The organism is Georgenia sp. 311 (genome assembly GCF_006151955.1).
GTDB classification, from domain to species: domain Bacteria; phylum Actinomycetota; class Actinomycetes; order Actinomycetales; family Actinomycetaceae; genus Oceanitalea; species Oceanitalea wutianyii.
Genome location: NZ_VDFS01000048.1, coordinates 16,493 through 35,673 on the forward strand (window position 1 = coordinate 16,493; position 19,181 = coordinate 35,673).

The following is a 19,181-nucleotide window of genomic DNA, read 5'->3' on the forward strand; positions in this document are numbered from 1 at the left end:
GCGCACGTCACGCCGCGATACGCCGGGGTCAGACCCCGAGCTCCAGCGGCTGGTGGGACGGGGACTCGGCGAGCACGTCCGCGAGGAACCGGCCGGTGTGCGAGCCCTCGACGCCGGCGACGTGCTCGGGTGTGCCCTCGGCGATGACCGTGCCACCGCCGGACCCGCCCTCAGGGCCCATGTCGATGACCCAGTCGGCGTTCTTGATGACGTCGAGGTTGTGCTCGATGACGATGACCGTGTTGCCCTTGTCGACGAGGTTCTGCAGCACCTCGAGCAGCTTGCGGATGTCCTCGAAGTGGAGCCCGGTGGTCGGCTCGTCGAGCACGTAGGCGGTCCGGCCCGTCGTGCGGCGCTGGAGCTCGGAGGCGAGCTTGACGCGCTGCGCCTCGCCACCGGAGAGGGTCGTGCCGCTCTGCCCGAGGCGGACGTAGCCGAGCCCGACGTCCACGAGCGTGCGCAGGTAGCGCGAGATCTTCTGCGAGGCGCCGAAGAACTCCGCGGCCTCGGCGATCGGCATGTCGAGGACCTCGGCGACGGTCTTGCCCTTGTAGCGGACCTCGAGGGTCTCGCGGTTGTACCGCGCGCCGTGGCAGACCTCGCACGGGACGTAGACGTCCGGGAGGAAGTTCATCTCGATCTTCAGCGTGCCGTCACCCTTGCACGCCTCGCAGCGCCCGCCCTTGACGTTGAAGGAGAAGCGCCCGGGGGCGTAGCCGCGGACCTTCGCCTCGGGCGTCTCGGCGAAGAGCTTGCGCACGTGGTCCCACACGCCGGTGTACGTCGCCGGGTTGGAGCGCGGCGTGCGGCCGATCGGGCTCTGGTCGACGTGGACCACCTTGTCGAGGTGCTCCAGGCCGGTGACCCGCTTGTGCCGGCCGGGCACCCGGCGGGCGTTGTTCAGCTCGTTGGCCATGACGGTGTAGAGGATGCCGTTGACCAGGCTGGACTTGCCCGAGCCGGACACCCCGGTGACCGCGATGAAGCAGCCGACCGGGAAGTCGACGGTGACGTTGCGCAGGTTGTTCTCCCGCGCGCCGACGACGCGGACCATGCGGCCCTTGTCGACGGGTCGGCGCACCGGGGGCATGGGGATGGAGCGTCGTCCGGAGAGGTAGGCGCCGGTGACGGAGCGCTCGTTCTCGAGCAGGCCCGAGTAGTGCCCGGAGTGGACGATGTGGCCGCCCGCCTCGCCGGCGCCCGGACCGATGTCCACGACCCAGTCGGCCACGCGGATGGTGTCCTCGTCGTGCTCGACGACGATGAGCGTGTTGCCGAGGTCGCGCAGGCGCACGAGCGTGTCGATGAGCCGGCGGTTGTCGCGCTGGTGCAGACCGATGCTCGGCTCGTCGAGGACGTACAGGACGCCGACGAGGCCCGAGCCGATCTGGGTGGCGAGCCGGATGCGCTGCGCCTCTCCGCCGGACAGCGTGCCCGCGGGGCGCGACAGCGAGAGGTAGGTGAGCCCGACGTCGACGAGGAAGCCGAGGCGCGCGTGGATCTCCTTGAGCACCTGCCCGGCGATGGCCTGCTCCCGGTCCCCCAGCTCGAGGGCGTAGAGGAAGGGGCTGATCTGGTCGATCGGCGTGTCGCACAGCTCGGCGATCGACAGGCCGCCGACCTTGACGGCGAGCACCTCGGGCTTGAGCCTGGCGCCCTTGCAGGTGGGGCAGGCGACCTCGCGCATGTAGCCCTCGTACCGCTCGCGCGAGGACTCGGACTCCGTCTCGGCGTGCTTGCGCTCGACGAACGCGACGGCGCCCTCGAAGCCGGTCGTGTAGGCGCGGTCGCGGCCCCACCGGTTCCGGTACTTCACGTGGACCTTGTAGTCCTTGCCGTACAGGACGGCCTCCTTGGCCCGCGCCGGCAGCGCGCGCCACGGCACGTCCACGGAGAACCCGAGGTCCTCCCCCAGCGCCGTGAGCAGGCGCAGAAAGTACTCCGAGGAGGCGCGCGCCCACGGCTGGATCGCGCCCTCGGCGAGGGAGAGCTCCTCGTCCGGGACGACGAGCTCGGGGTCGACCTCGAGCCGGGACCCGATGCCGGAGCACTCGGGGCAGGCGCCGTAGGGCGCGTTGAAGGAGAAGGTGCGCGGCTCGATCTCGTCGAGCTGCAGCGGGTGGTCGTTGGGGCAGGCGCGCTTCTCGGAGAAGCGGCGCTCACGCTCTGGGTCGTCGTCCGGGAGGTCGACGAGCTCGGCGATGAGCAGCCCGTCCGCCAGCCGCAGGGCGGTCTCGACGGAGTCCGCGAGCCGCTGGCGCATGCTCTCGCGGACGACGAGACGGTCGACGACGACGTCGATGTCGTGCTTGACCTTCTTCTCCAGCGTCGGCGGCTCGGCGAGCGAGACGACGGTCCCGTCGACGCGGGCGCGCGAGAAGCCGGTGGACTGCAGCTCACGGAAGAGCTCGCTGTACTCGCCCTTGCGGCCGCGGACCACGGGGGCGAGGACCTGGAACCGGGTGCCCTCGGGCATCTCACGGAGCCGGTCGACGATCTGCTGCGCGGTCTGGGCGGTCACCCGCTCGCCGCAGACCGGGCAGTACTGCGTGCCGGCCCGCGCGTAGAGGAGGCGGAGGTAGTCGTAGATCTCGGTGATCGTGCCGACCGTCGAGCGCGGGTTGCGGCTGGTGGACTTCTGGTCGATCGCGACCGCCGGGCTCAGGCCCTCGATGAAGTCGACGTCCGGCTTGTCCATCTGGCCGAGGAACTGGCGTGCGTAGGACGACAGCGACTCGACGTAGCGCCGCTGGCCCTCGGCGAAGATCGTGTCGAACGCAAGGGACGACTTTCCGGAGCCGGACAGGCCCGTGAACACGATCAGGCTGTCGCGAGGAAGCTCGAGATCGACGCCACGGAGGTTGTGCTCGCGCGCGCCGCGGACGACCAGCTTTTCACTCACCCGGAGATGATACGAGGCACACCTGGACCTGTACATGTGTTCGACGTCACCGGCGCGGCGCACCTGGGAGGATCGGGCCATGGACCTGGGAACCGCACGCCTCGACCACATCGCCGTCTCGGCGATGGACAACGACGTCTACCTGCTCACCGCCCCGTCGGGCGAGCAGCTCCTCATCGACGCCGCCGACGACGCCGACGCGATCCTCGCCCTCCTCGCCGGCGGCGGGCCGCTGCGCACCGTCGTCACGACGCACGGCCACTGGGACCACCACCGGGCCCTGCCCGCCGTCGTCGCCGCGACCGGTGCACGCACGGCGGCCGGTGCCGCGGACGCGGCCGACCTCCCGGTGCCGGTCGACGTCCCGCTGGAGCACGGGGACAGCCTGGCGGTGGACGCCGCCGGGGAGGTCGTCCTCGACGTCATCGCCCTGCACGGGCACACGCCCGGGTCGGTCGCCCTCGCCCTCACCGAGGGCGAGGGCGGGGAGAGCCCCGGGCGTGTGCACCTGTTCACCGGCGACAGCCTGTTCCCCGGCGGCGTCGGCCGGACGACCAGCCCCGAGGCCTTCACCAGCCTCCTCGACGACGTCGAGGAGCGGCTGTTCGCCGTGTACCCGGACGACACGGTCGTCTGGCCGGGCCACGGCGAACCGACCACCCTCGGGGCCGAGCGTCCCCAGCTCGCGCAGTGGCGTGCCCGCGGCTGGTGAGCACCCCGGGGCGAGCCGTCAGCGGTCGGCGTTGCCCTCCGCCGCGCGGACGTCCTTCTTGTTCTTGGCGATGCTCGCGAGGACGGTGACGGTGAGGACGCCGACGATCCACAGCAGGGACACCACGATGCCCGGCTCGGGCAGCGCGTGCCACTCCTCGCCGCCGTTGATGAACGGGAGCTCGTTGGTGTGCAGCGCGTGGATGACGAGCTTGATGCCGATGAAGCCGAGGATCGCCGCCAGGCCGTAGTGGAGGTAGACGAGCTTCTCGAGCAGCCCGTCGATGAGGAAGTAGAGCTGGCGCAGGCCGAGGAGCGAGAACGCGTTCGCCGCGAAGACGAGGTAGGGCTCCTGGGTGAGACCGAAGATCGCCGGGATGGAGTCGACCGCGAAGAGGATGTCGGCGCTGCCGATGGCGACGATGGCGAGCAGCATCGGCGTGATCATCCGCTTGCCGTTCTGCTTCGTCACGAGCTTGCCGCCGACGTAGTCGTCGGTCACCGGGAAGAAGCGCCGGACCAGACGGACGAAGGCGGTCTCCTGGTACTCGTCGTCGTGGTCACCGGTCTCCACGCCCTGCCGCGCCTGGGAGATGGCCGTCCACACGAGGAACGCCCCGAAGAGGTAGAAGACCCAGGAGAAGTTGTCGATCGCCGCGGAGCCGGCCGCGATGAACGCACCGCGCAGCACGATGGCGATGACGATGCCCGCCAGCAGGACCTCCTGCTGGTAGTTCCGGGGCACCCGGAACGCGGCGATGATGATGACGAAGACGAAGAGGTTGTCGACCGACAGGCTCTTCTCCGTCACGTAACCGGAGAAGTACTCCAGTCCGTACGTGGGGCCCCACACGAGGAGCACGATGACGCCGAAGACGAGTGCCATCGCCACGTAGGCGACCGACCACCACGCCGCTTCCTTGAGGGTGGGCGCGTGCGGTGTGCGCACGTGACCGACGATGTCGACGGTGATCATCGTGATGATGACTGCGAAGAGGATGATCCACGCGAGGGCATGTACTTCCACGGTGCCTCCGGTACGTAGGGCCAGGTACCGGAGGTCTCTTCCGCGTCCGCCGCGGTCGAACCCTCCCGCACCTCGTACGCCGATGGCACCGAGCGGGCACTGACCCGCCGTACTGACGACACCACCGTTGGGGAATACTCCCCTCCGGCGCAGAACGTTACGGCAATTCCCGCGAGCGGGCACGCACCGTCCCGGTGAGCGACATCACCGGGCCCCGGGACACTGCCTCAGTTCGCGGCCTGCATCTGCCGCAGCTCCTTCTTGAGGTCGTGGATCTCGTCGCGCAGGCGGGCAGCGAGCTCGAACTGCAGCTCCTCGGCGGCGGCGAGCATCTGACCGTTGAGCTGGTGGATGAGGTCGGCGAGATCGCTGGCGGCGGCGGTGCCCAGCCGCTCCCGGACGGCCGACCCGGCGACCTTGCGCTCCTTGCCACCCGGCCCCATGTTGGCGCGGCGGTAACCCCCCTCGAGGAGCTCGGCGGTGTCGACGGCCTCCCGGGCGAGCATGTCGGTGACGTCGGCGATCCGCTTGCGCAGCGGCGTCGGGTCGATCCCGTGCTCCTCGTTGTACGCGATCTGCTTCGCGCGCCGCCGGCTGGTCTCCTCGATCGCCTCGGCCATCGCGGGGGTGACGTGGTCGGCGTACATGTGGACCTCGCCGGACACGTTGCGGGCGGCGCGTCCGATGGTCTGGATGAGCGAGGTCGCCGAGCGCAGGAAGCCCTGCTTGTCGGCGTCGAGGATCGCGACGAGGGACACCTCGGGCAGGTCGAGGCCCTCACGGAGCAGGTTGATGCCGACGAGGACGTCGACGGTGCCGAGCCGCAGCTCGCGGAGCAGCTCGACCCGGCGAAGTGTGTCGACCTCGGAGTGGAGGTACTGGACCTTGACCCCCCGCTCGAGGAGGTAGTCGGTGAGGTCCTCGGACATCTTCTTCGTCAGCGTGGTGACGAGCACGCGCTCGTCACGCTCGGTCCGCTCGCGGATCTCCCCGAGGAGGTCGTCGATCTGCCCCTCGGTCGGCTTGACGACGACCTTGGGGTCGACGAGGCCGGTCGGCCGGATGATCTGCTCGACGACGCCGTCGGACTGGGACAGCTCGTAGGCGCCCGGGGTGGCCGAGAGGTAGACGGTCTGCCCGATCCGCTCGAGGAACTCCTCCCAGCGCAGCGGCCGGTTGTCCATCGCGCTGGGCAGCCGGAAGCCGTGCTCGACGAGGGTGCGCTTGCGGGACATGTCGCCCTCGTACATCGCCCCGATCTGGGGCACGGTGACGTGCGACTCGTCGATGACGAGGAGGAAGTCCTCGGGGAAGTAGTCGAGCAGCGTGTGGGGCGGGGTGCCCGGCCCACGGCCGTCGATGTGCCGCGAGTAGTTCTCGATGCCCGAGCAGGTGCCGATCTGCCGCATCATCTCGATGTCGTAGGTCGTGCGCATCCGTAGCCGCTGCGCCTCGAGCAGCTTGTTCTGCGACTCGAGCTCCTCGAGCCGCTCGGCGAGCTCGGTCTCGATCGTGCCGATCGCGCGCTCCATCCGCTCCGGGCCGGCGACGTAGTGGCTCGCGGGGAACAGGTGGACGGCCTGCTCCTGGCGCACGACCTCACCGGTGAGCGGGTGCAGGGTGTACAGCGCCTCGATCTCGTCACCGAACATCTCGATGCGGATCGCCAGCTCCTCGTACACCGGGATGATCTCGACGGTGTCGCCCCGGACACGGAACGTCCCGCGGGTGAAGGCGAGGTCGTTGCGGGTGTACTGCATCTGGACGAACCGGCGCAGGAGGTCGTCGCGGTCGAGGACGTCGCCCACCTGGAGCTGCACCATCCGGTCGACGTACTCCTGGGGCGTGCCCAGGCCGTAGATGCACGAGACGGAGGCGACGACGACGGTGTCACGCCGGGTGAGCAGGCTGTTCGTCGCCGAGTGGCGCAGCCGCTCGACCTCGTCGTTGATCGAGGAGTCCTTCTCGATGAAGGTGTCGGTGCTCGGGACGTACGCCTCGGGCTGGTAGTAGTCGTAGTAGGAGACGAAGTACTCGACGGCGTTGTTCGGCAGGAGCTCGCGGAACTCGGTGGCGAGCTGCGCGGCGAGCGTCTTGTTCGGCGCCATGACGAGGGTGGGGCGCTGGACCTGCTCGATGAGCCAGGCGGTCGTCGCGGACTTGCCGGTACCCGTGGCACCGAGGAGGACGATGTCCTTCTCCCCCGCCTTGAGGCGCTCGGTGAGCTCGGCGATCGCCGTCGGCTGGTCGCCCGACGGGGTGTACTCGGAGATCACCTCGATCGGCGCGACGGACCGCTTGAGGTCGGTGACAGGGCGCATGCGTCCACGGTACGTCGGGCCCCCGACATCGGTGGTGCCACTTCGCGAGGAGCGGACGGTGCCGGGTCGATGTCCGCGCCCCGCCGCCTGTTCAGCGCGCGAGCCGCTCCCGCCACAGCTCGCGGACCCTCTCGAGGAGCTCCTCCCGGGTGCCGGAGTTGTCGAGCCAGACGTCGGCGACCGCCCGCCGCTGGGCGTCGGTGGCCTGGGCCCGGACCCTCGCCAGCGCCTCCTCGCGGGTCATGCCACGGTCCCTGACGAGGCGGTCGATCCGGACCTCCTCGTCCGCCCCGACGACGACGACGAGGTCGTACTGCGCCGCGAGGCCGCGTTCGACGATGAGCGGGACGTCGTGGACGACGACGGTTCCCGGGGGCGCGGCCGCCGTGCGCCGCGCGCTCTCCGCGCCGATGAGCGGGTGGGTGATCGCCTCGAGGCGCGCCCGGGCTGCGGGATCGGCGAACACGACCCGGCCGAGCGCTGCCCGGTCCAGCGAGCCGTCCGGCGCGAGGACGGAGTCCCCGAACTCCGCGACGACCGCGGCGAGACCCGGCGTACCCGGCGCGACGACCTCACGCGCGATGGCGTCGGCGTCGACGACGAGCGCGCCGAGCCGGGCCAGCTCCCGGGCGACGGTGGACTTGCCGGCCCCGATGCCGCCGGTCAGACCGATGCGTGTCACGGCGCCGACCCTAGTGCTCGCGCCCGCCGGGCACGACCACGTCGGTGGTAGAGGCGAGCACCGTGGTGAGGACGACGCTCACTGCCCGGGCGGTCTCGGCGACGGGCAGGACGTCGACGTCGGGGACGTGGAGGAACCCGGCCACGGCCTCGTCCGAGGCGTAGGTGAGTCCGGCGAACATCACCGCGTTGCACACGTAGGTGCCGGCCGACAGGGACAGCTCGGCGGGCAGGCCGGCGTCCTGGAGCGCGAGGAGGGCGGACTTCACCGGGAGGGTGGTCAGCCGTGCCGTCGGCTCACCGGGCAGGACCGGGACGTCGACCGGCTGGGCGCCGTCGACGTCGGGGATCCGGGCGTCGACGAGGTTGAGCGCCACGCGCTCCAGACCGAGGCGCCTCCGGCCGGCGGCGAGCCCGACACCGAGGACGACCGCGGGCGCGTGCTCCTCGACGAGAGCACGGAGCTGCGCGGTGGCGCGGGCGAAGGAGACGGGGAGCACCGCAGTGACGAGGCGCGAGCCGGCGGGGGGCGCCCACTCGCGGGCGAGCAGCTCGACGGCCCGCGCGGAGGGGTTGTCGGTGTGCCCGCCGAACGGGCCGAACCCGGTGACGAGGACGGTGCTCACCGGTCCCCCGGGTCCACGGGAGCGTGGTGGTCGTGGTCCGCAGCGCCGCGCCGCCAGTAGCCGCTGCAGTCGACCGCGGACGGGTCGAGCCCGAGCTCACGACGCAGGTAGCGGCGGGCCGGGACGAGGGACTGTGCCTCGCCCGCCAGCCACCAGAAGCCCGCGCCCGGCCGCTGCGGCAGTGCCTGCACGGCCTGCGCGAGCAGCGTCGTCGTCCCCGGCGCGGCGTCGCCGCGGCGGAGGTAGGTGACCGCGCGGCCGGCGGCGAGCCCACCGAGGTAGGCCTCGTCGTCGGCGTCCTGGACCTCCGCGAGGACCGTGACGTCGGCGTCGGCCGGGAGCAGCCGCAGCCAGCGGGAGATGGCGGGCAGCGCGGTCTCGTCGCCCGCGAGGACGTACCAGTCCGGGCCCTGCGGCGGGAGCAGGGAACCGCGCGGGCCGGCGACGACGAGCTCCTCACCATGCTGTACCCGGGCGGCCCAGCGGGAGGCGGGGCCGTCGTCGCCGTGGAGGACGAAGTCCAGCTCGAGCTCCCCGCTGTCGGACAGGAGCGGGGTGTAGTCGCGGGCGGTGACCTCGCCGGCGGGCCGCACGAGCTGCCCGTCGACGACGCGGGGCGCGTTGAGCACCCCGGTGAGCGGGTCGGGGAAGAAGACCTTGACATGGTCGCCGGGGCCGGGGCTGACGAGATCCTCCAGCGGACCGGCCAGGGTCACCCGGCGCATACGGGGCGTGAGGTCGCGCCACGCGGTCACCCGCAGGGTCCGGGTGCCCAGGACATGACGCACGCGCTCCTGGCGGAAAGTGGGGGCGATGGCACTCATGAGGCGAGCCTAACCGGCCGCCGGCAGGGACCTCCCGGCGCCCCGGAGCCGGGCCGGGACACGACGACGGCGGCCCGCCACCCTCTCGGGTGACGGGCCGCCGTCGTGGTTCAGCCGGTCAGTTGCCGGTCAGCTTCTCACGCAGCGCGGCGAGCGCCTCGTCGGAAGCAAGGGTGCCGCCCACCTCGGCCGGGGCCGAGGTGTAGGTGGTGGGAGCGCCACCACCGGAGCTGCTGCTGGTGCTGCTGCTCGTGGTGGTCGACGCCTCGACGTCGGCCTCCATCGCGGCCGCAACCTGCTTCTTGTGGGCCTCCCAGCGAGCGTGGGCCTCGGCGTACTGCGCCTCCCAGGCCTCGCGCTGGGCGTCGTAACCCTCGAGCCACTCGTTGGTCTCCGGGTCGAAGCCCTCGGGGTACTTGTAGTTGCCCTGCTCGTCGTACTCCGCGGCCATGCCGTAGAGCGACGGGTCGAAGTCGTCGCTGCTCGGGTCGACGCCCTCGTTGGCCTGCTTGAGGGACAGCGAGATCCGGCGACGGTCGAGGTCGATGTCGATGACCTTGACGAACACCTCGTCGCCGACCTTCGCGACCTGCTCGGGGACCTCGACGTGGCGCACGGCCAGCTCGGAGATGTGGACGAGGCCCTCGATGCCGTCCTCGACGCGGACGAACGCACCGAACGGGACGAGCTTGGTGACCTTACCCGGCACGACCTGACCGATGGCGTGCGTGCGGGCGAAGGCCTGCCACGGGTCCTCCTGCGTCGCCTTGAGCGACAGGGAGACGCGCTCGCGGTCCATGTCAACGTCGAGAACCTCGACGGTGACCTCCTGGCCGACCTCGACGATCTCGCTCGGGTGGTCGATGTGCTTCCAGGACAGCTCGGAGACGTGGACGAGACCGTCGACGCCGCCGAGGTCCACGAACGCACCGAAGTTGACGATCGAGGAGACGACGCCCTGGCGGACCTGGCCCTTCTGCAGGGTCTGCAGGAAGGTCGAGCGGACCTCGGACTGCGTCTGCTCGAGCCAGGCGCGGCGCGAGAGCACGACGTTGTTGCGGTTCTTGTCGAGCTCGATGATCTTGGCCTCGAGCTCCTTGCCCACGTACGGCTGGAGGTCGCGGACGCGACGCATCTCCACCAGGGAGGCCGGCAGGAAGCCGCGGAGTCCGATGTCGAGGATGAGGCCGCCCTTGACGACCTCGATGACGGTGCCGGTGACGACGCCGTCCTCCTCCTTGATCTTCTCGATGGTGCCCCAGGCCCGCTCGTACTGCGCGCGCTTCTTGGACAGGAGCAGGCGACCCTCCTTGTCCTCCTTCTGGAGGACCAGGGCCTCGATCTTGTCACCGACGGAGACGACCTCGTCGGGGTCGACGTCGTGCTTGATCGACAGCTCGCGGGAGAGGATGACGCCCTCGGTCTTGTAACCGATGTCGAGGAGAACCTCGTCCCGGTCGACCTTGACGACGGTGCCCTCGACGATGTCACCATCGTTGAAGTACTTGATGGTCTCGTCGATAGCGGCGAGGAGCTCCTCGGCCGACCCGATGTCGTTGATGGCGACCTGCGGGGCAGTCGGCTGAGTGGGCGTGGTGATGGTCATTGAGTTACGGACTCCGATGCGGACAGGGAATAGTGCGGATACTGGTTGTCGGTACGCGCACCGCGACCCACAGGCCTGGCGGAGCTGATCCGCCAGAGTGTCGCCGGCCGCGAGCACACGTCACCGGCAAATATTCTAACCATCGTCGACCGTGGGGACAAGCACGCCACTCCCCCGTCAGGAAAGCGCGTTGGCCGTCCTGATGAGCTCGGGCGGGACGGGCTTGGCCTTGCCGGCGACCTCCTCGAGCGGGACCAGGATGACCTCCTCCCCTCGCAGTGCCGTCATCACCGAGGTGCGGCCCTGCTGGAGCGCGTCGACGGCGGCCACGCCGAAGCGCGAGCCGAGGATGCGGTCCGAGGGCAGCGGCGTGCCGCCGCGCTGGACGTGCCCGAGGACCGTCACTCGCGTGTCGAACCCGGTGCGCTCCTGGATCTCCGCGGCGACGCGCTCGCTGATGGCCCCGGAGACGATCTCGCCGAACCTGCCGTACTTCGTCTGCCACTCCATCGAGGTGCCCTCCGCCGGCACGGCGCCCTCGGCGACCACGACGATGGAGAACGAGGCGTGGGCACGGTGCCGGTGCCGGAGGTAGCGGGCGATCCTGTCGATGTCGAAGGGCGCCTCCGGGGTGAGGACCAACTCCGCGCCACCGGCGATACCGGCCTGGACGGCGATCCAGCCCGCGGACCGGCCCATGACCTCGACGACCATGACCCGGTTGTGGCTCTCCGCCGTCGTGTGGATGCGGTCGATCGCGTCCGTGGCGACGTGGACCGCCGTGTCGAAGCCGATCGAGCGGTCGGTCCCGGCCACGTCGTTGTCGATGGTCTTCGGGATCGCGACGATCTTCACGCCCGTCTCGGCGACCTTGCTCGCCGCGTGGAGCGTGCCGTCCCCGCCGATGCAGATGAGGGCCTCGATCCGCTCGTTCTCCAGCGTGCTGCGGACGGCGTCGAGGCCGCCGTCGGCGCTGTGCGGGTGGTAGCGGGCCGTCCCGAGCAGGGTGCCGCCGGTGTCGAGGACCCCGCGGATGTCGTTACGGGTCAGCGGACGGACGTCCCCCTCGGCCACGCCCTTCCAGCCGTTGCGGAACCCGATGATGGAGTGCCCGTACTCACCGATGCCGTGCTTGACGACGGCACGGATGGCGGCGTTGAGTCCGGAGCAGTCGCCGCCGCCGGTGAGGAGGCCGATTCGCACGAGGTACTCCCTGGGTCTGTGGGGAAAGGACGAGTGTGATTCCGACGACAACACTATCCATGCACATCACACACCTCACCCACCCGAGGTCCCAGACCCGCTTCTCCCCGTCCCCCTTCACCCGCGACAGCCGACTTCTGCGCGAGAGCCGAGTTGCTCGCGACAGCCGACTTCTGCGCGAGAGCCGACCTCTGGGACGTCGAGGCTCCCGCGACGCGCCGTCAGCGGGGAAGGTGCGTGACGAAGATGGCGGTGCCGGGCACGTACCGGCCGCGGTGAGGTCCCCACCCGCCCCAGACCTGGAGGTTCCCCTCCTGCCACTCCGGCTCGACGACGTCGTCGATCACCAGGCCGGCCGCCGCCACCTCGCGGACGTGGTCTCCGAACGTGCGGTGGTACTCCGCGTACAGCGGTGCGCCGGCGTCGTCGGTCTCGACGTAGGGCGTGCGGTCGAAGTACGAGCGCAGGACCCGCATCCCCTCGGGGGACGGATCGTCGGGGAAGATCCACCGCACGGGGTGGACGACGGCGAAGACCCAGCGCCCGCCGGGCCGCAGGACACGGGCAACCTCGGCGTGCACCCGCTGGGCGTCAGGCACGAAGGGAATCGCGCCGAACGCCGTGAAGGCGACGTCGAAGGAGTCGTCGGCGAGCGGCAGGGCCCGGGCGTCCGCCACGACGGCGGGCACTCGCCAGCCGGTGCGCCGGTCCAGCTCGGCCGACTGTGCCACCATCCCGGGCGCGATGTCCGTGGCGAGGACATCAGCGCCGCGCCCAGCCAGCCAACGTGAGCACTGCCCAGCGCCCGCGCCGACCTCGAGCACGCGCCTGCCCTCGACGTCGCCGAGGAGCCGCGCGTCCTCCTCGCGCAGGCCCTCGGGACACCAGCGGAAGTCCGCGTCCCCGAGGAACGCCCCGTGCTCGTCGATGTACTCGCCCGCGTTCTCGCTCCACCACCTGCCGTTCGCCCGCGCCGCCGCTGCAGCATCGACGTCGTAGAACCCCACGCGACTCATGGGTCCATCCTCTCCCCTCGGTCGCAGGTCGCCGACCGGACGACTCGCGTCAGCCGCGGCACACCGATCCCGTGCGGAACTCGGCTCTCGCGCGGAAGTCGGCTCTCGCGCAGAAGTCCGCTGTCGCGCGGAAGTCGGCTGTCGGCGCGGGGAACCGAGACCGCCCCGGGTGGATGGGGGCGGGTGTGGGCGGCGGCGGGTGGTCAGTGGGCGGCGTCGTGCCAGGAGCGGCCGAGGCCGACGGAGACGTCGAGCGGGACGAGGAGGTCCGCAGCGCCGGCCATATGCGTGCGGACGAGGGACTCGACGGTCTCCTCCTCCCCCGCCGCGACCTCCAGGACGAGCTCGTCGTGCACCTGGAGCAGCAGGCGCGAGCGGAGCCCCGCCTCGGTGAGCGCCTGCTCGACCTGGACCATCGCCACCTTGATGATGTCCGCCGCGCTGCCCTGGATCGGGGCGTTGAGCGCCATCCGCTCGGCCATGTCGCGCCGCTGGCGGTTGTCGCTCGTGAGGTCGGGCAGGTAGCGCCGGCGGCCCATGATCGTCTCGGTGTAGCCGGTGCGCCGCGCCTCGTCGACGACGCCGGACAGGTAGTCGCGCACGCCCCCGAACCGCTCGAAGTAGTCGTCCATGAGGTTGCGGGCCTCGGAGACCTCGATGCGCAGCTGCCGGGAGAGCCCGAACGCCGAGAGCCCGTAGGCCAGGCCGTAGCTCATCGCCTTGATCTTCGCCCGCATCGCGCCGGTCACCTGGTCGGTGGGCACCTCGAAGACCCGGGAGCCGACGTAGGAGTGGAGGTCCTCCCCGCTGCGGAACGCGGCGATGAGGCCCGGGTCCTGCGACAGGTGCGCCATGATGCGCATCTCGATCTGGGAGTAGTCGGCGGTGAGGAGGGTCGCGTAACCCTCGCCGACGACGAAGCCGCGCCGGATCCGCTGCCCCTCCTCGGTCCGCACCGGGATGTTCTGCAGGTTCGGGTCTGTCGAGCTGAGCCGCCCCGTCGCCGCGATGGTCTGGTTGAACGTCGTGTGGATGCGCCCGTCAGGCGCGACCGAGCGGAGCAGACCCTCGACGGTCTGCCGCAGCCGGATGGCGTCACGGTGGGCGAGCAGGTGGGCGAGGAACGGGTGCTCGGTCTTGGCGAAGAGGTCGGCCAGGGCGTCGGCGTCGGTCGTGTAGCCGGTCTTGGTCTTCTTCGTCTTCGGCATGTCGAGCTCGGTGAACAGCACCTCCTGGAGCTGCTTCGGAGAGGAGAGGTTCACCTCGTGCCCGATGACGGCGTACGCCTGCTGGGCGGCGTCGTCCACGGCCGCGCCGAAGCGCTTCTCGAGCTCCTCGAAGTACCCGAGGTCCGCGGCGATGCCGGAGCGCTCCATCCGCGCGAGCACCTCGAGGACGGGCAGCTCGAGGTCGGCGAGCAGGTGCCCCGCCCCACGGTCCTCGAGCTCGCCCTGGAGGACGTCGACGAGGTCGCGAACGGCGACGGCACGCACGGCCGCCTGCTTGCCCGCGTTCGCCTCGTCGAGCACAAGCATGCCCTGGCCGGTGGCGTCCTCCTCGGCCTCGAGCTCGCGGCGGAGGTAGCGCACGCTGAGGTCCGACAGGTCGTACCGGCGGTTGTCGGGCCGGCACAGGTAGGCGGCGACGGCGGTGTCGAACGTGAGCCCGGCGAGCTCCAGGCCGCGGCCGGACAGCGCGTGGATGGCAGCCTTGGCGTCGTGCAGCGCCTTGGGCGCCGAGGCGTCGGCGAGCCAGTCGGCGAGGGCCTTGTCGTCCTCCGGCGAGATGTCGGTGAGGTCGAGAGTGACGGCGGTCGCGGCGTCGTCGGCGATGGACAGCGCCCACGCGTCGCCGGTGCCCTGCGCGGCCGTGCCGGTGACGTCGACGCCGAGCAGCGCAGCGCGGCGCGGCTCGAGCCAGCCGGCCAGCTCACCCCGTGCGGGGATCTCGACGGTGAGCTCGACGCCCTGCTCCGGGGCGGGCGGGGTCTCGGCCGGGAGGCTGGCGAAGAGCCGCTCGCGCAGCACGGCGAACTCGAGGGCGTCGAACACCTCGTGCACGGACTCGCGGTGGATGGGTCGGCGCGCGAGGTCGTCGACCTTGACCGGCAGCTCGACGTCGGTGAGGAGGCGGTTGATCTGGCGGTTGAGCGCGACCTGCTCGAGGTTGGCGCGCAGCGACTCCCCGGCCTTGCCCTTGATCTCCCCAGCGCGGGCGAGGACGTTGTCGAGGCCGTCGTAGGCGACGACCCACTTCGCGGCGGTCTTCGGCCCGACGCCCGGCACGCCGGGGAGGTTGTCGCTGGTCTCACCGACGAGCGCGGCGACGTCGGGGTAACGCTCGGGCGGGACCCCGTACTTCTCGACCACCGCATCGGGGGTCATCCGCGTGAGCGTGGAGACGCCACGGACCGGGTAGAGGACCGTGACGTCCTCGCGCACGAGCTGGAAGGTGTCGCGGTCGCCCGAGCAGACGAGGACGTCGAGCCCGTCGGCGGCGCCCTGCGTGGCGAGCGTCGCGAGGATGTCGTCCGCCTCGATGTTCTCCTTCTTGAGGGAGGGGATGCCCATCGCGTCGAGCACCTCGACGATGAGGTCGACCTGCCCCTTGAACGGCTCGGGCGTCTGGTCCCGGGTGGCCTTGTACTCGCTGTACTGCTCGGTGCGGAAGGTGGTGCGGCCCGAGTCGAACGCCACCGCGACGTGCGTGGGGCTCTCCGCCGCGAGGAGGTTGATCAGCATCGACGTGAAGCCGAAGACCGCGTTGGTCGGCTGCCCGGTGGTCGTGGAGAAGTTCTCCACGGGCAACGCGTAGAACGCGCGGTAGGCCATCGAGTGGCCGTCGATGAGAAGGAGACGGGGTCGCTCGGTGCTCGTGCTCACGCCCCAACCCTAGGTGCCCGTACCGACACCGCGCGCCACCGCCGCTCGGGCCCGTGGCAGGCTGGGCCCATGACCGACCTCGACCTCCTCGCTCGTCTCCAGGCCACCGTCGGCCATCCCGGCACCCTCACCGAGCGGCTCGGCATCGAGTTCGTCACCGCGAGTGCGCAGAACGTCACGGCGCGCATGCCGGTCGAGGGCAACACCCAGGTCGTCGGGCTGCTCCACGGCGGCGCATCGGCGGCGCTCGCCGAGACCGTCGGCTCCGTGGCCGCGACGCTGCACGCCGGGCAGGGACGCGGCGCCGTCGGCGTCGAGCTCAACGCCACGCACCATCGCGCGGTGGGGTCCGGCTGGGTGACCGCCGTCGCCACTCCACTGCACCTGGGGAGCCGACTGGCGACCTACGAGATCGCCGTGGACGACGAGGACGGGCGGCGCGTGTGCACCGCCCGTCTCACCTGCATGCTCGTCGACCGCCCGTAGGCGGCGCGTCGGCTACTTGCTGCCGACCTGGTCGATGACGGCGTCGGCGACCTCGCGCATGGTCAGGCGGCGGTCCATCGACGTCTTCTGGATCCAGCGGAACGCCTCAGGCTCGGTGAGGCCCATCTTCGTCATGAGCAGGCCCTTGGCGCGGTCGACGCGCTTGCGGGTCTCGAACCGCTCGTTGAGGTCGGCGATCTCCGACTCCAGCGAGCTGATCTCCTGGAAGCGGGAGACGGCGATCTCGAGCGCCGGCAGCAGGTCGGCCGTCGTGAACGGCTTGACGACGTAGGCCATCGCACCGGCGTCGCGCGCACGCTCGACGAGCTCGGTCTGGGAGAACGCGGTGAGCATGACGACGGCGCAGGTGCGGTCGGCCATGATCTTCTCGGCGGCGGAGATGCCGTCCATCCCGGGCATCTTGACGTCCATGACGACGACGTCGGGCTCGAGCTCGGTGACGAGTCGCACGGCGGTCTCACCGTCGGGGGCCTCGCCGACGACGTCGTAACCGGCCTCCTTGAGCGTCTCGACGATGTCGAGGCGGATGAGGGTCTCGTCCTCCGCGACGACGACGCGACGCGCCTCGCCCGCGGGAGCCTTGGGCGCGTCCTCCCGGACGGGCAGGACGATGTCATCTGCGGTGGCGGCCTCGCCGGCTGCTTCGTTGTTCTCAGTCACGCCGGTTAGCCTACTCGGTGGGCGGCCTCAGTCGCTCGACGGCGCCCCGATAGCCCAACCGGCAGAGGCAATCGGCTCAAACCCGATCCAGTGTGGGTTCGAATCCCACTCGGGGCACCACCTTGCGCGGACCCGCGCGGAACGGCCCGGCTCGGGACCCCGCCGGACCGACGCTCCCCCGGTGGCCGTGGACGGCCCGGGGAGGCCGGCCGGTGCAGGACACGTCACACATCTCACCCGGACTGCAGCGCCGCGCGTCGCGCCGTGAGCTGCCTGCGGCGGACGACGAGCAGCACCGCGGCGCCCGCGAGCATGAGGACGACGGCGAGTCCGAGCGCGGCGGCTGGCGAGACCCGTCGGTCGAGGGCGGCACCCGCAGCCGCACCCAGCGCGAGGGCGACGACGGCGAGCAACCGGTCGACCCAGTTCGAGTGGACGTCGGGTGGGGCGCCCGCGAGGCGGCTGTCGCGCGCGAGGTTGCCCAGGGTGCCGGTGACGACGACCGTCGTGATGTTCGCGTTGCCGATCGGCTTGACCGCGTTGAGCTGGGACCCCATGACGACCGAGAGCAGGGCGCTGACGGCAAGCGTGCCCCCGGTGCCGAGGTCGCCCGCCAGGACCCACGCGCCGCAGAGCAGCGCGGCGAACGTGGTGCCGCCGGCGAGCGTCCACAGCGTCGACGTCGGCACGACGTCCCGGCGCCCGTGGGGCACGAGCCGCCCGGCCGCCGTCGCACCCACGAGGAACCCGAGGACCGCGATGCCGTTGTTCACCGGGTTGCCCGCCTCGCCGACGAGGGCGCCCGAGGAACAGGACGTTGCCGGTCATGTTGCCGGCGAACACCTGGTCGAGGCTGAAGTAGCAGAGGGCGTCGACCACGCCCGAGGCGCAGGTGAGCAGCAGGAGCCCGGTGACGACGAGGGCGCGGGTGGACTCCGCCACCGGTTGCTCCCGGTGGGACCCGCTCCCCCCGCTGCCTCCCACCCGACGGACGCTAGCCGCTACGGCGCCCGGCCACCTGCGATGGGTCGTCGCTGCCGCGGGCAGGGGTCGCCGGCACTCCTCTGGGACACCCCTGTGCGCTGTCAGCAGCCCGCGTAGGGGGCGTCCCACGGCTCCCAGGGGTGTCCCCGGGTGAGGTGCGCGCGGGACGTCACTCCCTGTGGAGCTTGTCCTGGACGGTGCCGGCGATCTTCTCGACGGTGTTCGGGAGGTCGGTGGTGCCGTAGTAGCGGGCGTCGGGCCGGGTGGGCGGCGGCATGGGTGCCGACGTCGTCGGGCCCTCGTGGTAGCTGTGCTCGCCCTTGCCGTCGACCGACGGCCCCGAGGCCCACCCGCCGTCCTTGGCCTGCTGCCCGTCGGAGAAGTTGAGGTACTGGTAGGAGACCTCGGTGTGCTCCTTCTTCTGCGGGAAGTTGCTCGGCACCGGGAGCGACTCCAGCCCGTCCGCCTTGAGCTCCTCGACAGCCCGCAGCCACTGGTTCTGGTGCATCGTGTCGCGGGCGAGGAGGAAGGCGAGCAGGTCCCGCACGCCCGCGTCGTCCGTCATGTGGTAGAGCCGGGCCACCTGGACCCGGCCCTGCATCTCGGCGTTCGCGTTGGCGATGAAGTCCGCGTAGAGGTTGCCGCTCGCGGTGATGAAGGATCCCTGCCAGGGGTTGCCGTTGGAGTCCACCGGACGGGCGCCGGCCCCGGCGACGATGGCGTGCTGGACGTCCATGCCCCCGACGACGGCGGCGACGGTCGGGTCGTCCTGGACGGCGTCCTCGGTGATACCGAGCGGGGCCTTCTCGAGGAGCTGCGCGATCATCGTCGCGAGCATCTCGACGTGACCGAACTCCTCGGCCCCGATGCCGAAGACGAGGTCCCGGTACTTGCCAGGCAGGTGCATGTTCCACCCCTGGAAGGCGTACTGCATAGCGACGCTGATCTCGCCGTACTGCCCGCCCAGCACCTCCTGGAGCTTGCGGGCGTAGACGGCGTCCGGCTTGTCGGGTGTGGACTTGAACTGGAGCTCTTGCTTGTGGAAGTACATGTTTCCCCTCCGTGTCCTGGACCCGGCGCTCGCTGCTCGATGTGATCCGGGTCACTCCGGACTGCGAGTGTTGCGCGGGAGGGTGCAGGGCGCACGGTGAGCGGCCGAGTGCCACCGGGGAGCTGGGAGCGCGCGCCCCGGGCGGGCGCGCGCAACGTCTGCGGCGGAGTCTCCCCCCCC

At 71.0% G+C, this 19,181-nt stretch carries 15 protein-coding genes, 1 tRNA gene and 1 pseudogene; 3 read left to right on the forward strand and 14 right to left on the reverse strand.

The features are described 5' to 3' along the window. Positions 1 to 28 precede the first annotated feature (28 nt). Positions 29 to 2,938: an excinuclease ABC subunit UvrA gene (gene uvrA / locus FHE66_RS10430; RefSeq protein WP_139072902.1), complete on the reverse strand. Its 2,910-nt coding sequence runs from the start codon at positions 2,936 to 2,938 to the stop codon at positions 29 to 31. 43 nt (positions 2,939 to 2,981) lie between these two features. On the opposite strand from uvrA, the gene FHE66_RS10435 reads away from it, so the two are divergent. Next, a complete protein-coding gene (locus FHE66_RS10435) occupies positions 2,982 to 3,614 on the forward strand; it encodes an MBL fold metallo-hydrolase (RefSeq protein WP_139072903.1) in 633 nt (210 codons plus the stop codon). A gap of 18 nt (positions 3,615 to 3,632) precedes the next feature. Here the strand turns inward: FHE66_RS10435 and FHE66_RS10440 are convergent, their stop codons facing one another. The 9 genes from FHE66_RS10440 to polA form a co-directional block, all read right to left on the reverse strand. Then, positions 3,633 to 4,640 (reverse strand): TerC family protein, encoded by a 1,008-nt coding sequence (locus FHE66_RS10440; protein WP_139072904.1) that lies wholly within the window; start codon positions 4,638 to 4,640, stop codon positions 3,633 to 3,635. A gap of 227 nt (positions 4,641 to 4,867) precedes the next feature. Continuing rightward, the gene (uvrB, locus tag FHE66_RS10445) at positions 4,868 to 6,961 is read right to left on the reverse strand and encodes an excinuclease ABC subunit UvrB (RefSeq protein WP_139072905.1); all 2,094 of its coding nucleotides are present in this window, start codon (positions 6,959 to 6,961) and stop codon (positions 4,868 to 4,870) included. A 91-nt stretch (positions 6,962 to 7,052) separates the two neighbouring features. Then, positions 7,053 to 7,643, reverse strand: a complete 591-nt coding sequence (gene coaE / locus FHE66_RS10450) for a dephospho-CoA kinase (RefSeq protein ID WP_139072906.1) — start codon at positions 7,641 to 7,643, stop codon at positions 7,053 to 7,055. Between the two features lie 10 nt (positions 7,644 to 7,653). Beyond that, entirely contained in the window at positions 7,654 to 8,268 is a 615-nt protein-coding gene (locus tag FHE66_RS10455) for a pyroglutamyl-peptidase I (protein ID WP_139072907.1), read from the reverse strand. After that, positions 8,265 to 9,092 carry a siderophore-interacting protein gene (locus FHE66_RS10460; RefSeq protein WP_139072908.1) on the reverse strand — a complete coding sequence of 276 codons (828 nt, stop codon included), beginning with the start codon at positions 9,090 to 9,092 and terminating at the stop codon, positions 8,265 to 8,267. The genes FHE66_RS10455 and FHE66_RS10460 overlap by 4 nt, the downstream gene beginning before the upstream one ends. A 118-nt stretch (positions 9,093 to 9,210) precedes the next feature. Then, positions 9,211 to 10,698, reverse strand: coding sequence for a 30S ribosomal protein S1 (rpsA, locus tag FHE66_RS10465; protein ID WP_139072909.1), 1,488 nt, complete (start codon positions 10,696 to 10,698; stop codon positions 9,211 to 9,213). Positions 10,699 to 10,875: 177 nt separating this feature from the next. Beyond that, positions 10,876 to 11,901, reverse strand: a complete 1,026-nt coding sequence (locus FHE66_RS10470; RefSeq protein ID WP_139072910.1) for a 6-phosphofructokinase — start codon at positions 11,899 to 11,901, stop codon at positions 10,876 to 10,878. Positions 11,902 to 12,122: 221 nt separating this feature from the next. Then, positions 12,123 to 12,917 carry a class I SAM-dependent methyltransferase gene (locus FHE66_RS10475; RefSeq protein WP_139072911.1) on the reverse strand — a complete coding sequence of 265 codons (795 nt, stop codon included), beginning with the start codon at positions 12,915 to 12,917 and terminating at the stop codon, positions 12,123 to 12,125. 203 nt (positions 12,918 to 13,120) lie between these two features. Next, positions 13,121 to 15,799, reverse strand: a complete 2,679-nt coding sequence (polA, locus tag FHE66_RS10480) for a DNA polymerase I (protein ID WP_139072912.1) — start codon at positions 15,797 to 15,799, stop codon at positions 13,121 to 13,123. A gap of 69 nt (positions 15,800 to 15,868) precedes the next feature. On the opposite strand from polA, the gene FHE66_RS10485 reads away from it, so the two are divergent. Then, a complete protein-coding gene (locus FHE66_RS10485; protein WP_139072913.1) occupies positions 15,869 to 16,285 on the forward strand; it encodes a hotdog fold thioesterase in 417 nt (138 codons plus the stop codon). Between the two features lie 12 nt (positions 16,286 to 16,297). Here the strand turns inward: FHE66_RS10485 and FHE66_RS10490 are convergent, their stop codons facing one another. After that, the gene (locus FHE66_RS10490) at positions 16,298 to 16,918 is read right to left on the reverse strand and encodes an ANTAR domain-containing response regulator (RefSeq protein WP_230976615.1); all 621 of its coding nucleotides are present in this window, start codon (positions 16,916 to 16,918) and stop codon (positions 16,298 to 16,300) included. Between the two features lie 91 nt (positions 16,919 to 17,009). On the opposite strand from FHE66_RS10490, the gene FHE66_RS10495 reads away from it, so the two are divergent. After that, positions 17,010 to 17,086, forward strand: a tRNA-Leu gene (locus tag FHE66_RS10495). A 113-nt stretch (positions 17,087 to 17,199) separates the two neighbouring features. On the opposite strand, the gene FHE66_RS10500 is transcribed toward FHE66_RS10495, so the two are convergent. The 3 genes and pseudogenes from FHE66_RS10500 to FHE66_RS10510 all read right to left on the reverse strand — a co-directional run bounded on the left by FHE66_RS10500 (position 17,200) and on the right by FHE66_RS10510 (position 19,001). Beyond that, a complete protein-coding gene (locus tag FHE66_RS10500) occupies positions 17,200 to 17,739 on the reverse strand; it encodes a DUF1275 family protein (protein WP_139072915.1) in 540 nt (179 codons plus the stop codon). Positions 17,740 to 17,779: 40 nt separating this feature from the next. Beyond that, positions 17,780 to 18,079 (reverse strand): annotated as a pseudogene (locus tag FHE66_RS16050) (DUF1275 family protein); the annotation flags it as partial. Between the two features lie 40 nt (positions 18,080 to 18,119). Next, the gene (locus FHE66_RS10510) at positions 18,120 to 19,001 is read right to left on the reverse strand and encodes a manganese catalase family protein (RefSeq protein ID WP_139072916.1); all 882 of its coding nucleotides are present in this window, start codon (positions 18,999 to 19,001) and stop codon (positions 18,120 to 18,122) included. Positions 19,002 to 19,181 lie beyond the last annotated feature (180 nt).

Coding starts and splice junctions, on each gene's coding strand:
- uvrA (WP_139072902.1), bottom strand. CDS start 2,938: ATGTACAGGTCCAGGTGTGCCTCGTATCATCTCCGGGTGAGTGAAAAG.
- FHE66_RS10435 (WP_139072903.1), top strand. CDS start 2,982: ATGGACCTGGGAACCGCACGCCTCGACCACATCGCCGTCTCGGCGATG.
- uvrB (WP_139072905.1), bottom strand. CDS start 6,961: ATGCGCCCTGTCACCGACCTCAAGCGGTCCGTCGCGCCGATCGAGGTG.
- FHE66_RS10460 (WP_139072908.1), bottom strand. CDS start 9,092: ATGAGTGCCATCGCCCCCACTTTCCGCCAGGAGCGCGTGCGTCATGTC.
- rpsA (WP_139072909.1), bottom strand. CDS start 10,698: ATGACCATCACCACGCCCACTCAGCCGACTGCCCCGCAGGTCGCCATC.
- FHE66_RS10475 (WP_139072911.1), bottom strand. CDS start 12,917: ATGAGTCGCGTGGGGTTCTACGACGTCGATGCTGCAGCGGCGGCGCGG.
- FHE66_RS10485 (WP_139072913.1), top strand. CDS start 15,869: ATGACCGACCTCGACCTCCTCGCTCGTCTCCAGGCCACCGTCGGCCAT.
- FHE66_RS10510 (WP_139072916.1), bottom strand. CDS start 19,001: ATGTACTTCCACAAGCAAGAGCTCCAGTTCAAGTCCACACCCGACAAG.